Annotated in this window: 17 protein-coding genes and 1 tRNA gene; 11 read left to right on the plus strand and 7 right to left on the minus strand. The window is 43.5% G+C overall.

Features of this window, described 5'->3' with window-relative positions:
* Nucleotides 1–95 precede the first annotated feature (95 nt).
* Genes DWY57_RS19745 through DWY57_RS19755 form a run of 3 tightly spaced genes read right to left on the minus strand, consistent with a single transcriptional unit; the run spans nucleotide 96 to nucleotide 1,501 of the window.
* Complete coding sequence (locus DWY57_RS19745) at nucleotides 96–527, minus strand: hypothetical protein (protein ID WP_119962305.1); 432 nt, start codon at nucleotides 525–527, stop codon at nucleotides 96–98.
* A 53-nt stretch (nucleotides 528–580) separates the two neighbouring features.
* Nucleotides 581–1,012 (minus strand): hypothetical protein, encoded by a 432-nt coding sequence (locus DWY57_RS19750; RefSeq protein ID WP_119962306.1) that lies wholly within the window; start codon nucleotides 1,010–1,012, stop codon nucleotides 581–583.
* A gap of 60 nt (nucleotides 1,013–1,072) precedes the next feature.
* Entirely contained in the window at nucleotides 1,073–1,501 is a 429-nt protein-coding gene (locus DWY57_RS19755; protein ID WP_119962307.1) for a hypothetical protein, read from the minus strand.
* Between the two features lie 102 nt (nucleotides 1,502–1,603).
* On the opposite strand from DWY57_RS19755, the gene DWY57_RS19760 reads away from it, so the two are divergent.
* The 6 genes from DWY57_RS19760 to DWY57_RS19785 all read left to right on the plus strand — a co-directional run bounded on the left by DWY57_RS19760 (nucleotide 1,604) and on the right by DWY57_RS19785 (nucleotide 4,732).
* The gene (locus DWY57_RS19760; protein WP_119962308.1) at nucleotides 1,604–2,203 is read left to right on the plus strand and encodes a recombinase family protein; all 600 of its coding nucleotides are present in this window, start codon (nucleotides 1,604–1,606) and stop codon (nucleotides 2,201–2,203) included.
* A gap of 146 nt (nucleotides 2,204–2,349) precedes the next feature.
* Entirely contained in the window at nucleotides 2,350–2,691 is a 342-nt protein-coding gene (locus DWY57_RS19765) for a hypothetical protein (RefSeq protein ID WP_119958097.1), read from the plus strand.
* A gap of 22 nt (nucleotides 2,692–2,713) precedes the next feature.
* Nucleotides 2,714–3,238, plus strand: a complete 525-nt coding sequence (locus DWY57_RS19770; RefSeq protein ID WP_119962309.1) for a glycosyl hydrolase 108 family protein — start codon at nucleotides 2,714–2,716, stop codon at nucleotides 3,236–3,238.
* Nucleotides 3,235–3,696: a DUF6808 domain-containing protein gene (locus DWY57_RS19775; protein WP_119962310.1), complete on the plus strand. Its 462-nt coding sequence runs from the start codon at nucleotides 3,235–3,237 to the stop codon at nucleotides 3,694–3,696. The genes DWY57_RS19770 and DWY57_RS19775 overlap by 4 nt, the downstream gene beginning before the upstream one ends.
* Nucleotides 3,697–3,891: 195 nt before the next feature.
* Nucleotides 3,892–4,389, plus strand: a complete 498-nt coding sequence (locus DWY57_RS19780) for a hypothetical protein (protein WP_061411836.1) — start codon at nucleotides 3,892–3,894, stop codon at nucleotides 4,387–4,389.
* 115 nt (nucleotides 4,390–4,504) lie between these two features.
* Nucleotides 4,505–4,732, plus strand: a complete 228-nt coding sequence (locus DWY57_RS19785; protein ID WP_119962311.1) for a hypothetical protein — start codon at nucleotides 4,505–4,507, stop codon at nucleotides 4,730–4,732.
* 50 nt (nucleotides 4,733–4,782) lie between these two features.
* On the opposite strand, the gene DWY57_RS19790 is transcribed toward DWY57_RS19785, so the two are convergent.
* From DWY57_RS19790 to DWY57_RS19800, 3 genes are all read right to left on the minus strand, one after another.
* Complete coding sequence (locus tag DWY57_RS19790) at nucleotides 4,783–5,991, minus strand: site-specific integrase (RefSeq protein ID WP_119962312.1); 1,209 nt, start codon at nucleotides 5,989–5,991, stop codon at nucleotides 4,783–4,785.
* Nucleotides 5,992–6,121: 130 nt separating this feature from the next.
* Nucleotides 6,122–6,196: transfer RNA gene (locus DWY57_RS19795), tRNA-Pro, on the minus strand.
* 86 nt (nucleotides 6,197–6,282) lie between these two features.
* Complete coding sequence (locus DWY57_RS19800) at nucleotides 6,283–6,990, minus strand: methyltransferase (protein ID WP_117964583.1); 708 nt, start codon at nucleotides 6,988–6,990, stop codon at nucleotides 6,283–6,285.
* Between the two features lie 170 nt (nucleotides 6,991–7,160).
* On the opposite strand from DWY57_RS19800, the gene lon reads away from it, so the two are divergent.
* The 3 genes from lon to DWY57_RS19815 are packed head-to-tail and all read left to right on the plus strand — an operon-like array spanning nucleotide 7,161 to nucleotide 11,901.
* Entirely contained in the window at nucleotides 7,161–9,641 is a 2,481-nt protein-coding gene (gene lon / locus DWY57_RS19805; protein WP_117599654.1) for an endopeptidase La, read from the plus strand.
* A complete protein-coding gene (gene tgt, locus DWY57_RS19810) occupies nucleotides 9,638–10,768 on the plus strand; it encodes a tRNA guanosine(34) transglycosylase Tgt (protein ID WP_117599653.1) in 1,131 nt (376 codons plus the stop codon). The genes lon and tgt overlap by 4 nt, the downstream gene beginning before the upstream one ends.
* Nucleotides 10,765–11,901 carry an LptF/LptG family permease gene (locus DWY57_RS19815; RefSeq protein ID WP_119962313.1) on the plus strand — a complete coding sequence of 379 codons (1,137 nt, stop codon included), beginning with the start codon at nucleotides 10,765–10,767 and terminating at the stop codon, nucleotides 11,899–11,901. The genes tgt and DWY57_RS19815 overlap by 4 nt, the downstream gene beginning before the upstream one ends.
* A gap of 273 nt (nucleotides 11,902–12,174) precedes the next feature.
* Here the strand turns inward: DWY57_RS19815 and DWY57_RS19820 are convergent, their stop codons facing one another.
* On the minus strand, nucleotides 12,175–12,675 hold the full coding sequence (locus DWY57_RS19820; RefSeq protein WP_117599651.1) for a thioredoxin-like domain-containing protein: 501 nt from the start codon (nucleotides 12,673–12,675) through the stop codon (nucleotides 12,175–12,177).
* 276 nt (nucleotides 12,676–12,951) lie between these two features.
* On the opposite strand from DWY57_RS19820, the gene serB reads away from it, so the two are divergent.
* The gene (gene serB, locus DWY57_RS19830; RefSeq protein ID WP_117599649.1) at nucleotides 12,952–14,181 is read left to right on the plus strand and encodes a phosphoserine phosphatase SerB; all 1,230 of its coding nucleotides are present in this window, start codon (nucleotides 12,952–12,954) and stop codon (nucleotides 14,179–14,181) included.
* 128 nt (nucleotides 14,182–14,309) lie between these two features.
* Nucleotides 14,310–15,596, plus strand: a complete 1,287-nt coding sequence (locus DWY57_RS19835) for a DEAD/DEAH box helicase (protein ID WP_117964586.1) — start codon at nucleotides 14,310–14,312, stop codon at nucleotides 15,594–15,596.
* Nucleotides 15,597–15,613: the final 17 nt, after the last annotated feature.

Raw genomic sequence — 15,613 nt, forward strand, 5'->3', positions numbered from 1 at the left:
GCCATTGCATTCTCTTTAATATCTTGTCCTGCCATATCTCTTACATTTAAGGGGCAAAGAGTATGGCAAAAAGTACAGAGTAAAAAAGCAATGAACTATTCAGTAAAAGATATTTTCTTCCATGTCAGTTGAACCTCTTCTCCTACTGGAACAGATATGTCTGATGAATAACCAATATTAACCCCATTTTCGCTAAATTCATATACAAACCTTTTAAGAATAATGTTGGTCGTTGAAACCCATTTGTCCCCTTTAATATTTCTTATCCCTTTTAAAATACAAACATTCCCAGTACTATATCTAGTCCCAAGTGCTGACATGATACCTCTTGAATATTTCCCAGCAATCCATAGACTCCCATTTGTGGCTTCATCATCACCAATCGTTAAGACTCTGAATGACGAACTTAGCAACTCTATTAAATCGCTCTTCTTTATTTTCCCCTGGTTATTTCCTATCTCTACATATACATAATCAGCATCCGTCACCACTTGGAACTGATTCATTTTAATGTCTTGTTCTGCCATATTCTCACATTTAATGGGCAAAGAACACGGCAGAGAAACATAATGCTGGTTGGCTATAATCTATTTATGGAAAATCTTTGAACACTACTTCTTAAATTTGTAACTCTTATGGTTTTACTGCCGTCTTTTATTTGCTCTATATTAAATAAATTCCCTACGATGTTGGACGAATCAATAACGGCTTTAAAATCTTTTTTATAATAAGCTAAATGGAATAGGAGACTGGAGCCATCAAGTTCCTCGCTGACAAATAGAAATATTCCATAATAAGGAAGAGGAATATCTACACTGCCTTCCCCTACAATACTATATTCGACTATTCCTTGTCCAGCGCTTGCCATCCCTTTCTCTTCCATAGTTGCTACTGGCATTGCGCTTGCTACCTCTTCCAACGTCGGACTAATACTGTTACCATTCGCCGCCAATCCACGCAGCCGTGCTGGTGTTCCACCAGCCATTGCATTCTCTCTAATATCATCTGCCATAATATTCTCACATTTAAGGGGCAGAAGATAGAGCAAGAAATAGCATGAAACAAATTAGGGTTAATCTTTGGTAAAATCTATTGTCCTCCAATCGTGTAGAAGTTCTCCTGTGGGACGAATGGTTTTAATTGCTAATTTTCCATTTCCAGCTGGAATATCCACATGAGAGGAATACCTATATCCATGAATAACAAATAAAATGCCAGTAGGATTACCATTCCCTAAATCAACTGTATGGGAATAAGTACCAGCACCAATAGAATTATTGTAATCAGCAATATCTTCGATTGTATTTCCTTGAAAAAATCCTTTATTTGACATAAGCCCTTTAGAGGCTTGTGTAGCTACTGGCATAGCTACTCTAATAACCTCCACCAAATCACTTTTCTTTATTTTCCCTTGACTACCATCTGCCAGTTCTACATATATATAAGGTGCATCCGTTACCACTTGGAACTGATTCATTTTAATATCTTGTTTCTCTGCCATACTTAATACATTTAAGGGGCAAATCTTCCGGATTATGAAAACCTATTATCTCATATTTTATTTTTTCGTAGATATTTTATTACTTTCTCGCAAAAAACAGCTATGAATTACGGTTACATAAGGGTTAGCAGCGAAAAACAGACCGTTGAAAATCAGCGGTATGAGATTATGCAATATTGCAAGCGTAAGGGGCTTGTTATTGATAGATGGATTGAAGAGAGTGTGAGCGGTGCCAGGCATCCCAATGTGCGGAAATTAGGCAAGATACTGAATACGATAGACCAGGGCGATACCATATATGTTACGGAACTCTCGAGACTTGGACGCTGTGCATATATGGTTATAGCTATTATATCTCATTGCCTCATGGCCAATGCCAGTATTATTGAAATACGGGATGATAAGTTGGTAAAGGATGACTCAGATTCTGTTCAGGATACATTCTTCAAGGTTCTATTCGCCCAAAAAGAGCGGGAAGACATATCTCGTCGAACCAAAGCAGGGCTTGCTCGTCGTGTGGCTGAAGGCCTGAAATTAGGCCGGCCATCTGGTGGAAAGAATTCGCATTACAAGCTTACAGGAAAGGAACCTCTCATTAGAACTATGCTCGAATATGGTTATTCAAAGGCAGCCATCTGTCGTAAGCTTAAATGCAATCCTAAAACATTGGATGACCATTTGCGGAGAATGTCAAAAAAATAATGTCCTTTTTGAAGGCTACATCCATATCTATCTTTGCATTGACATTCTGTGTCAGTGGAAAATCCCGAATTGGCAGCATGTTTGACATAGGCTTACTTACTTTTGTGGTTGTCTGACAATTTGATGGTTATAAATAAAGTAATAAAATGGGTATGAATGATTGGGTTATGCTGGTGACCGCACTCGGTGGCATCGAGGGCATCAAGCAGCTTATTAAGTGGTGGATGTCGCGCAAAACCAATGCGCGTATTGAGGACGCACATGCTGATGTAGAGGAGTTCAAGGCATTACGGGAGTACAACGAGTTCCTGCAGAAGCAGCTTTCGGAGAAGGAACAGCGGTTTGTGGAGCAGACTGACCGGCTCCGTAAGGCACAGGATGAGCTGTTTACACTGAAGGAAACTAATTCTGACTTGAAACTGGAACTGGCACTGAAACGGTGTGAGAGAAAGAAGTGCGGTGATAGAGAACCGCAAAATGGGTATTAATTGAATAAGGAGGAAAATTGAAATGGCGAATGTGAATCAACTTGCACCGTTTATCCTAAAATGGGAAGGCGGTTTCGTGAATGACCCGGCAGACCTTGGAGGTGCTACAAATATGGGTGTGACTATCGGTACGTGGAAGTCATGCGGCTATGACAAGGACGGCGACGGTGATATAGACGTAGATGACCTGCATCTGCTTACCCGTGAGGATGTCGTTAAACGGGTGCTCAAGCCGCATTATTGGGACAGATGGAAAGCTGACGATATTAAATCGCAATCAGTTGCTAATATCCTTGTCGATTGGGTGTGGGCATCCGGTGCACACGGAATAAAGATTCCTCAACGTTTGCTTGGTGTTACTGTGGATGGAATAGTAGGTCCTAAGACACTTGCTGCGGTGAATGCCAGGAACCCGCGTGAGTTGTTCGACCAGATCAAGATTGCACGGTTCGATTTCATCGAGGATATATGCAAAAAACGTCCGGCGAACAATAAATTTAAGAGAGGTTGGATGAATCGGATTAATGATTTGAGATTCGAGGAATGAAAAAGTTACCGTGGATATTAATTGTACTGCTGGCAATTGCTTGTATAGTGGTTTGGTTCCGTCCGCATGAGCAGCCTCCGGCTGAAGTTCGTGTAGAGACGAAGATAAAGACGGTTGTCAAGGTAGATACGATGCTTATCTCTGCACCGATGGCAGTATTCTGGCGTTTCGTGCCGGATGATACGACACGGATAGGTGATACGCTGCTTCATCGCCGACAAGTAGTGTATTCAGACAGCTCGTATCGGGCTGTGGTGAGCGGATATGTAGACCCTCGGCTGGATAGTTTACAGATATTCCCAAGAACTGTGTATCAGACAGTGACGAATGACGTCTATCATCCGGTTCCCATCAAGTCGAAGAAGAAGCGTTGGGGATTAGGGTTGCAGGTAGGATATGGCTATCCGGGTGGTTTTTATGTCGGTGGTGGGGTGAGTTATAATTTGTTTATGTGGTAGAAAAAACATACCTTTGTTGCTGTAGTAGTTTTACTTATCATTCATTTGATAAGTGGCCCCGGCTTCCGTCGGGGCTTTTTATACAAGAAATGATTCGTTAAAAGTATTCCAGTGCCTACTTTCTTTTATATCTAAGTTGATATAAGCTCAGATATGATTATCTGAAAGTAAGAACAAATAATAATAGTATTAGATATGAAACAGAGAAGAAATAGGTCTGAGTCCAACTATAAACGTGCAAAGATTAATTCGTGGTGCAGGCTTTTAGAAAAGGATTTTGATTGGGATTATACGTTTTTATTGGAAATAGAGCGCAAGAAAATAATAGAAATGTATGAATACTTTAAAAAGTGTACGCGTTCGGATAAAATGCCTATAGTGGCAAGAGACTTGCAACTTTGCATTGGCCTATTGGATATTGTGCTCGAAAAAGATAATTTGCAGTTGGAATTTTCAGGAATGAAGACTATGCGTAGAGATGACGGTATGTATGAAATGGTAGAAAGTCCGCATATAATAGCTTGTAGGAATCTATACATTAACACTAAAAATGCATCAAGGTTCTGCCTATTTAATTTCCCGACAGATGATTATGATATTGAAATTATTCATAAAGAGGAATTGAGAAGATATAAGGCGTGGTATCTATATAATAAAATCAGAACTTACAAGTTGTTTTCTTGGTGGGATTAGGTAATAGGCATCCATCATTCTTACATCGTAAGGTTTTGATAGGTAAAGCAGTCCAATAAGCGACCTTTTTTCTTTGGCTTCTCTCTGCTATGATTTATCTTTGCAACAAAAAAATATGGCATACAATTATGACGAAGAAAGCGTGAATGCCTTAATGAAATGGGCTGAGAACGCACAGTTACCCAAGGAGGTTATGTTAAGTGAGGCAGAACATATTTTTGATACCTCCATGTATGTTAATGCGAATATCTGCGATATTAAGCAGCATTATCCGGATGCATTCTATAACCCGGCTATTGACCGGTTATATAGGTTGAAGGAGCATATGGAAGATAATATGTAGGACTGTAGGAGCGTAGGAGACCAATATTAGCCTCCTACATTATTTATTATCTACATATCGGGAAAATCCTCTTGTATCAGGGAGCTTTTTACCCCGAATCTTTTTTGCAAGTATCTCTCTGTAGTAGTAATTGATTTATGCCTGAAGTGCTTTTGTATTTCCCATGTATTAACTCCTGCATTGACCAGTTTTACTCCACCGGTATGTTTGAAGCTGTAAAGTTTGTATCTTTTGCTTAATCCCAGTTTATCCCTGATTCTGTCAAATCTATATCTGAAAGTATTTTTCCCAAGTCTGTGTTTTCCTGGCTGGCCGTCTCGAGAGAAAAGATACCAGTCTTCCGGATAGTTGCCTATCTTCAGCAGGTCATCAAGAACTTCATAAAGCTGCCTTGGCATATTGACTGTTTCTGTCAGTCCGTTCTTACTGATATCCTGACGGATGGTAATGGATGCTGTCTCCAGATTGATGTCACGTATCTGCAGATACAAGCATTCTTTCGGGCGGATTGCACAATAGTATTCAAGCTGACATAATAGCAGGAGTTGCGGGTCGTGCTCTCTCATATAGCCAATCAATATATTTCGGATCTTGTCTGGAATTGGGCTTGCCGCTTCGTCTCTTTTCTCGCCAAGATTAGGTATATTGGTGACCGGATTAGCTACAACAAGCTTTTTGTGTAGTAAGTAATCGAAAAAAGTATGCAATAACTGCTTGTATTTCAATACTGTCCTACGACTGACATGTCCAGTTCCGACTATGTGATAAAAAAAATTGTGTATATGTTCTTCTGATATTACACGCACGTTCTTGTTTGCCAAGGACCCCGCTTCCACCCATTCACAGAAGATCCTCAGTTTGGAGCAGTAAGTCTGATAGGAGGAATGCGCAAGTTCGGCTTTTTTCAGTTGGAGGAATTCTGAAATGTGCACTCTGATGCTGACGGCACCCTTGCTGTTATTGCCCCATCTGTTGACCATGGCCTGATACATAAGCTCGTCTTGATAGGTAACATGGTTTTCAGCGAACGGATCCTCCCCACTGTTGAGCTTGTTTTTGATTGTAGATATCACTTTCTCGGCATGGGCACGCCTGGCACTTTCCGTTGCCAGTTCCGCAAAGCCCTCATAATGCCGAAACCGCTTCATCTCCCCGGTTTGTGGATCCCTCAAGGAATATTCCACATACCATTTTTTTGTTAGATCTCCGCCACAATCCTTTAGCTTGGGCAGGATAAATACAGATTTCTTTCTTGCCATTTTTGCTGTTTTTTTGAATTAAGGGTGATGATTTACTAACTCAATAGACAGTTAAATAGACAGTTATTTTTGTTGGACGCTTCCATATACAAAAATAAGTTGTTGAAAATCAACAACTTATTCATTTAAGTCGGGGTAGCGGGATTCGAACCCACGACCCCCTGCTCCCAAAGCAGGTGCGCTAACCGGACTGCGCTACACCCCGAATGCTTTACTTCTGAAAAGCGAGTGCAAAGGTAAAAACAATTCTGATACCAACCAAATATTTAGGCAAGTTTTATGCAATTAAAATTACATTTTCAGATAGAAATCTTTCGTTAAAGCTACATATTCAGGGGTAAACTCATTGTGATTCATCTCAATACAGAGTTTCTCTTCTCTACACTCTTTTGCTTCAAAACCAAAGTTCAGCAATACCCGTCTGCACGGTTTTCCGGGTTTGGTGAAGACTTGCACACGATGCAATGGAAACAACTTATGGTTCCAAGCTGTATCCACAACCGTTTTTTCAGCTTCCGCTGGAATAATGATGCTTACGACTCCTTGCTCTTCAAGCAAAGATGCCGAACGACGAAATAGTAAATCGTAATTCAAATTGCCCGCATGCCGTGCTGTGCACCTTTGTTCGTCAGGACATTTCAACGCATCTATAAAATAGGGAGGATTGGAAATGATGAGGTCAAATCTGTTTTCCGGCTGATAATCTCGGAAATCATGACATATGACCTCTACTCTACCGGCCCATGGAGAGTGAGATACATTTTCTGTGGCTTGTCCGGCTGCAGCTGCATCTATTTCGATTGCAGTAATCCGGGCATGCGGATTCCTTTGTGCTAACTGTAAGGCTATTAATCCGGTACCGGTTCCAACGTCCAGTATACGCTTCGCTTTGTCTGCCGGGGCCCATGCCCCAAGTAGTACACCATCTGTGCCGACCTTCATGGCGCATTTATCATGAAATATGGTAAATTGTTTAAACTTAAAAGATGATTTCGGCATGTTTATCTTCTTTAATTGGGCTCAAAAATAATCAAAACCTGCATATTTGTCATAAAATTGGCACTGTTTTTGTCTTTTTAAAGGATGAGAATGTCTATTTATGAAGAAATAGCTTAACTTTGCAAGCGCTTTATTGGCCTGCCAATATGACATAAACTAAAAAGAAAGAAATGAAGAAAAGAAATTACCTGAGTGATGTCGAAGATAGAAGCGGAAACGCTTTCTCTGTAATTGCTGATTTTGAGGGGAATGAGGAACAATTGATGGACATTGAGGTAGAAGAGGTTTTACCGATATTGCCTCTTCGAAATATGGTATTGTTCCCTGGGGTGTTTATGCCGGTATCTGTAGGAAGGAAATCTTCCCTCAAATTGGTGCGTGAAGCAGAAAAGAAAAATTCTTATATAGCTGTTGTATGCCAAAAGGTGGCTGAAACAGAGACACCTCTGCTTGAGGATTTACATACCATCGGTACAGTTGCCAAGATAGTACGTGTGCTTGAAATGCCAGACCAGACAACTACCGTCATTCTGCAAGGCTCCAAACGTATGGAACTGAAGGAGATTACGGATACGACTCCTTATCTGAAGGGACGGATAGCTACGCTGAATGAAGAACTTCCGGAGAAGAATGACAAGGAGTTCCATGCATTGGTAGAGGCGTGTAAAGACTTGACAGTACGCTACATCAAGTCATCCGATATGTTTCCGCAGGATTCGGCATTTGCCATCAAGAACATTACCAATCCAATGTTTTTGGTAGACTTTATCTGTACGAACCTGCCACTTAAGAAAGACGAAAAGATAGAACTGCTCCGTATCGACTCTTTGCGGGCGCGTACTTACCGCCTGCTCGAAATTCTGAATCGTGAAGTGCAGCTTGCCGAAATCAAAGAATCTATCCAGATGCGTGCACGCGAGGATATAGACCAGCAGCAGCGTGAGTATTTCCTGCAGCAGCAGATTAAAACCATTCAGGATGAGCTGGGTGGCGGCGGTCAAGAGCAGGAAATAGAGGAAATGCGTAAGAAGGCGGAGACCATCAAATGGAATGATGAGGTGAAGGCTACGTTCCTAAAAGAGGTGGATAAGTTGGAACGCACCCATCCCCAGTCTCCCGACTACAGTGTGCAACTGAACTACCTGCAGACAATGCTTAGTTTGCCGTGGGGCGTTTACACTACGGATAATCTGAACCTTACCAATGCGGAAAAGACATTGAACAAAGACCATTATGGTTTGGAGAAGGTGAAAGAACGTATTTTGGAACATCTTGCCGTATTGAAGCTGAAGGGCGATATGAAATCCCCCATCATCTGTCTGTATGGCCCTCCGGGTGTGGGAAAAACCTCTTTGGGACGTTCCATTGCGGCTGCCTTGAAGCGTAAGTATATCCGTATGTCGCTGGGTGGCGTGCATGATGAAGCCGAGATTCGCGGTCACCGCAAGACATATATCGGTGCCATGCCGGGACGGATTATCAAGAATCTGATAAAGGCAGGTTCCTCCAATCCGGTATTTATTCTGGATGAAATAGATAAGGTGAGTGCCGACCGCCAAGGAGACCCCTCCTCTGCCCTCCTCGAAGTGCTCGACCCGGAACAGAATACTACATTCCATGATAACTTTCTGGATGTGGACTATGATTTGTCTAAAGTGATGTTCATCGCTACTGCCAATAATCTGAATACCATCCCCGGACCGTTGTTGGACCGTATGGAGCTGATTGAGGTAAGCGGCTATATCACGGAAGAAAAGATTGAAATTGCTCGCCGCCATCTGGTTCCGAAGGAATTGGAGGCAAACGGTATGAGAAAGAATGATATCAAGATTCCGAAGAACACTCTGGAAGCCATTATAGAGAATTATACTCGTGAGAGCGGTGTGCGCGAACTGGAAAAGAAAATCGGAAAGATACTCCGTAAATCTGCACGCCAATATGCTACGGACGGTTATTTTGCGAAGACCGAAATCAAACCGGGAGACTTGTATGAATTTCTGGGGGCACCCGAATATACCCGTGACAAGTATCAGGGTAATGAGTACGCAGGAGTAGTGACCGGTCTGGCGTGGACTGCCGTAGGTGGTGAAATACTTTTCGTGGAAACCAGCCTGAGCCGTGGTAAGGGTGGACGTTTGACATTGACCGGCAATTTGGGTGATGTAATGAAAGAGTCGGCCATGCTGGCATTGGAATACATCAAGGCGCATGCCTCTCTGCTGAATCTTGACGAAGAGATTTTTGATAACTGGAACATCCATGTCCATGTGCCCGAAGGCGCCATTCCGAAAGACGGTCCGTCTGCCGGTATCACGATGGCTACCTCCCTCGCTTCTGCCCTCACCCAGAAAAAGGTGAAGGCTAATCTTGCCATGACGGGAGAGATAACACTTCGCGGTAAGGTACTTCCGGTAGGAGGCATCAAGGAGAAGATACTGGCTGCCAAGCGTGCCGGTATCAAGGAGATTATCTTGAGCGACGAGAACCGCAAGAATATAGAAGAGATACAGGATATATATCTGAAAGGACTGACTTTCCACTATGTGAAAGATATTAAGGAAGTGTTTGCCATTGCGCTGACTGATGAAAAAGTAGCCGATGCCATCGACTTGTCCGTAAAGAAAGAAAAGACTGAAAAGAAAGAAGAATGACATTCGAGTTACAATATACAGACAGCAAGACCAATGCACGTGCCGGACTGATTACTACTGACCACGGGCAGATTGAGACACCTATCTTTATGCCGGTAGGTACAGTGGGAACAGTGAAAGGCGTGCATCTGCCCGAATTGAAAGAGGACATAAAGGCGCAGATAATATTGGGTAATACCTATCATCTTTATCTGCGTCCGGGACTGGAAGTGATAGAAAAAGCCGGTGGACTGCATAAGTTCAACGGCTTTGACCGTCCTATGCTGACAGATAGTGGCGGCTTCCAGGTATTTTCGTTGTCCGGTATCCGCAAGTTGCGCGAAGAAGGTGCGGAATTCCGTTCACACATCGATGGTAGCAAGCATATCTTTACACCGGAGAAGGTGATGGATATAGAACGGACTATCGGTGCAGACATCATGATGGCCTTTGATGAATGTCCTCCGGGGAATTCGGACTACGAATATGCCAAAAAATCACTGGGATTGACACATCGCTGGCTGGACCGCTGTATCAAGCGTTTCAACGAAACAGAACCGAAGTACGGTTATCAGCAATCCTTATTTCCCATTGTGCAGGGGTGCGTCTATCGCGACCTCCGCGAGCAGTCAGCAGAGTTTGTTGCCTCTAAAGGTGCTGACGGTAATGCCATTGGTGGTCTGGCTGTGGGCGAGCCTGTAGACAAGATGTACGAGATGATTGAGTTGGTGAACGGGATTCTTCCCAAAGACAAGCCTCGCTATCTGATGGGAGTCGGGACTCCGGTAAATATCCTGGAAGGCATTGAACGCGGTGTCGATATGTTCGATTGCGTGATGCCTACCCGAAACGGACGCAATGGCATGCTGTTTACCAAGGACGGCATCATGAACATGCGCAACAAAAAATGGGAAATGGATTTCTCTCCCATTGAAGCGGATGGCGCCTCTTACGTGGATACCATGTACAGCAAGGCATACTTGCGCCATCTGTTCCACGCACAGGAGCTGCTTGCCATGCAGATAGCATCTATCCACAACTTGGCTTTCTACTTGTGGCTGGCGGGCGAAGCACGTAAGCATATCATTGCAGGCGACTTTGCTACCTGGAAACCGATGATGGTGAAACGCGTATCGACAAGATTATGAGAAAAATGAACTGGAGGATATGGAAGAATATAAAGCTGCCGAGAGGTAAATTCTTGAAGCGGCTGGACTGGTACATCATTAAGAAGTTCTTAGGTACGTATGTCTTTGCCATTGCATTGATTATCTCCATTGCAGTGGTGTTCGACTTCAACGAGAAGATGGACCGCTTCATGTCTCATGAAGCGCCGTGGAATGCGATTGTCTTTGATTATTATCTGAACTTCATCCCCTACTTTGCCAATCTGTTCAGTCCGCTGTTTGTGTTTATCGCTGTAATCTTCTTTACTTCCAAACTGGCAGAGAACTCGGAAATCATCGCCATGTTCTCTACGGGAATGAGTTTCAAGCGTATGCTGCGTCCTTACATGGTGTCTGCGGCAATCATTGCGGTAGTGACGTTCTGCCTCGGATCTTATGTCATCCCCAAAGGTAGTGTGACACGTATTAATTTTGAGGACAAGTACTACAAACCTCGTAAGGCGAATACGGCACGGAACATCCAGCTGGAAGTGGATTCGGGGGTAATTGCCTATATCGAACGTTTTGAAGACTACAGCAAGACCGGTTATCGCTTTTCTTTGGACAAGTTCAATGACAAGCAACTGGTTTCCCACCTTACAGCCCGTTCCATTACCTACGACACGACGGCCGTGCATAAGTGGAAAATCAAGGATTATATGATTCGTCAGATGGATGGCATGAAGGAGAGTATCATAAAAGGAGGTCGCATAGATACCACTCTGTTCATGGAGCCTGCCGACTTTCTGATTATGAAGAATCAGCAGGAGATGCTGACCAGCCCTCAATTGAGCGAGTACATCAGCAGGCAGCGGCAACGCGGCTTTGCCAATATTAAGGAATTTGAGATAGAGTATCACAAACGCATTGCCATGTCGTTCGCCTCCTTTATCCTGACGTTGATAGGAGTGTCTTTGTCTTCCAAGAAAACGAAAGGCGGAATGGGATTGCATTTGGGTATCGGCTTGGCATTGAGTTTCTCTTATATTCTGTTTCAGACCATTGCTTCCACATTTGCCGTAAACGGTAACATGCCTCCAGTCATAGCTGTGTGGATACCGAATATAATGTATGCCTTCATTGCATTCTATTTATATAGGAAAGCGCCGAAATAAGCATTCTAAACCTCTACTTCAGTCTGCTCAAGTTGAGGTTTGGCGTACTAAAGTAGAGGTTTAGGATGCTTGTCTCCGGAAGTCCATTAAAATAAGAAACCCCTCCCACTCTTGCGTTCTACAAGTGTGGGAGGGGCTTTTTGTTGTATTCATTTTCCTCTTTTGTTTTGTTCCCTTTTTTGCCGGAAAGAGACGCCGGTTTCCAGAGAACACCCTCACTTTCGTCTTACTGGTTCTTTAAGTTGCTGTTGTATGCACCGGGCATCAGCAAGCTTAATTCAAGTAAGCGGAAAGTTCTGCAGCAGAGATGTTTTTGGCAATAATTACACCATTATCATCCAGTAAATAGTTAGTGAATCCGCGGCCCAAGCGATACTTTTTAAAGAGGCCGGAATATTCGCCTTTAGTTTCCACGAAACAAGTGGGCGTAACTATTTGGTCCTTACGGATGGTTTCTTCAAAGATTGACTGATACTCATCGAATGAAACTGAAACCATCTTCACATTGTTGTGGGCAGTAGAGCGAAGCGCATTGCTCAAACTTGCGTTCTGCATCCGGGACTGCGCGTCGTAACTTGCCCAAAAGCTGAGCAACACATACTTTCCTTTCAAATCGGAAAGGTCGGTTTGGGATTGCTCTGCTGACATGGATTGGATTTTGAAATCCGGGGCCATGTCACCCACATTCAAACCTCCGGTAGGTTTGTCTTTTTCTACAAAAGAAGTCAAGGAACTTATTAGTAATACAACAAAAATCCATTTTGCATATTTCATGCGGCACGGTTTTGGTTAATACTATCCGGGACTGTCCTTCAACAGTGATTTCTTCCCGGAACATCGTCTTCTCAGAGCTTGAAATGAGTAGAAACCCATTGATATTCAAAGCTTTTAGTTCTGAAATCGGCTGCAAAGGTAAGTAATTCTTAAACAAACTTCCAAATAAACAAGCATTTTTCTCACTTTTTAGAGTCATATTTTTATGTTATTTAGCATAAATAGCGGGAATTTTCCTTACTTTTGTAGTCTATTATTCTATCAAAAAGATGATTTATGCAACCATTGAACACTGAACTCATCCTGATACGTATTACGGGTGAAGACCGTCCGGGACTGACAGCTTCCGTGACGGAAATTCTGGCCAAATATGATGCTACTATTCTTGATATTGGTCAAGCAGACATTCATAATACTCTTTCATTGGGCATTTTATGCAAGACGGAAGAACAACATTCGGGGTTCATTATGAAGGAACTGCTTTTCAAGGCTTCCTCCCTGGGAGTGACTGTCCGTTTTTACCCTATTACTGCCAAAGAGTACGAGGATTGGGTGAATATGCAGGGAAAGAACCGCTATATTCTTACTTTATTGGGGCGCAAGTTGTCTGCCCGTCAAATATCTGCTGTGACCCGTATTCTTGCAGAGCAAGGCATGAATATCGATGCCATCAAGCGCCTTACAGGACGTATTCCGCTGGACGAATGTGAATCGCGTACACGCGCCTGCATCGAATTTTCCGTTCGGGGCACTCCGAAAGACCGCATTGCCATGCAAGAACAGTTGATGAAACTGGCAACCGAACTGGAAATGGATTTCTCTTTCCAGTTGGACAATATGTACCGCCGGATGCGTCGCCTCATTTGCTTCGATATGGACTCTACTCTGATTGAAACGGAAGTGATTGATGAATTGGCCATACGTGCAGGTGTGGGCGACCAGGTAAAGGCTATTACTGAGCGTGCCATGCGTGGTGAGATAGATTTCATTGAGAGCTTTCGCGAACGAGTGGCTTTGTTGAAAGGATTGGATGAGTCCGTGATGCAGGAAATTGCAGAGAATCTTCCCATTACGGAAGGTGTGGATCGCCTGATGTATGTTTTGAAGAAATACGGTTACAAGATAGCTATTCTTTCGGGAGGGTTTACCTACTTCGGGCAGTACCTCCAGAAGAAGTACGGTATAGACTATGTGTATGCCAATGAGCTGGAAATAGAGGATGGCAAACTGACCGGTCGCTATCTCGGTGATGTAGTTGACGGTAAGCGTAAGGCGGAGTTGCTGCGTTTGATAGCTCAGGTGGAAAAAGTGGATATTGCGCAGACTATTGCTGTGGGCGACGGTGCCAACGACCTGCCCATGCTGGGAATTGCCGGCCTTGGAATCGCTTTTCATGCAAAGCCCAAAGTTGTTGCCAATGCTAAGCAATCCATCAACACCATCGGCTTAGATGGCGTACTTTACTTTCTGGGATTTAAGGATTCATACATTGATATTCCCCGTTGAAGGCAGATGCTTGAAACAAATTTGCAAGTCCTTGAGATAATTATTGTCCCAAGGGCTTATTTTTTTACTGTAAGAGTCTATTTTATAAGTCTTTTTCCTATCTTTGTACGCAAATTTAAAAGAGATACATGAAGTTTTCAGAACTACATTTAAATGGCAATGTGCTGGAGGCACTGGATGCCATGCGCTTTGAAGAGTGCACCCCCATACAAGAAAAATCAATTCCCGTCATACTCGAAGGTCGAGATTTAATAGCAGTGGCACAAACCGGAACGGGAAAAACTGCCGCATATTTGTTGCCTATATTGAACAAGCTCTCAGAAGGCGGACACCCTGCCGATGCCATCAATTGCATTGTCATGGCTCCTACCCGCGAGTTGGCGCAACAGATAGACCAACAGATGGAAGGTTTCTCTTATTTCATGCCGGTTTCCAGCGTGGCCGTGTATGGCGGTAATGACGGAATACTGTTCGAGCAGCAGAAAAGAGGGTTGACACTGGGTGCTGATGTCGTTATTGCTACCCCGGGGCGTTTGATAGCCCATCTTAGCCTTGGTTATGTAGATCTTTCCCGTGTCTCTTATTTTATTTTGGATGAAGCAGACCGGATGCTGGATATGGGATTTTATGACGATATTATGCAAATTGTCAAATTCCTTCCTAAAGAGCGGCAGACAATCATGTTCTCTGCCACCATGCCTGCTAAGATACAACAGTTGGCTGGTAACATTCTGAACAATCCTGCCGAGGTGAAGCTGGCTGTTTCCAAACCGGCAGAAAAGATTGTGCAGGCAGCCTACGTTTGCTACGAGAATCAGAAGCTGGGCATCATCCGTAGCCTCTTTGCAGAGGAGACACCGGAACGCGTTATCATCTTTGCTTCTTCCAAACTGAAAGTGAAGGAAGTGACCAAAGCTTTGAAGCAGATGAAACTGAACGTCGGTGAAATGCATTCCGACTTGGAGCAGGCACAGCGCGAAGAAGTGATGTATGAGTTCAAGGCAGGACGTATCAATATCCTGGTAGCCACAGATATCGTTGCGAGAGGTATTGATATCGATGACATCCGTCTGGTGATAAACTACGACGTTCCCCACGACAGTGAAGATTATGTGCACCGCATCGGACGTACGGCGCGTGCTAATAATGACGGCGTAGCCATCACCTTCGTTTCCGAAAAGGAGCAGGGTAACTTTAAGAATATCGAAAAATTCCTAGATAGGGATATCTATAAGATATCGGTTCCCGAAGAGCTGGGTGAAGCACCAGAATACAAGCCGAGAGCATTTGACGGAGGAAGACGGGGCGGCCATGGAAACGGACGTAGGCCAGGAGGAAATAAGAATGGCCGTAACAACAATAAAGGCGGAAAGCCCAGTGCCAAACGGCCACAGAATGGCGGTGAGAAGAAATAAACACTGTGGTGTGGTGA

This window comes from Bacteroides sp. AF25-5LB (genome assembly GCF_003602965.1).
Lineage (GTDB): Bacteria > Bacteroidota > Bacteroidia > Bacteroidales > Bacteroidaceae > Bacteroides > Bacteroides uniformis.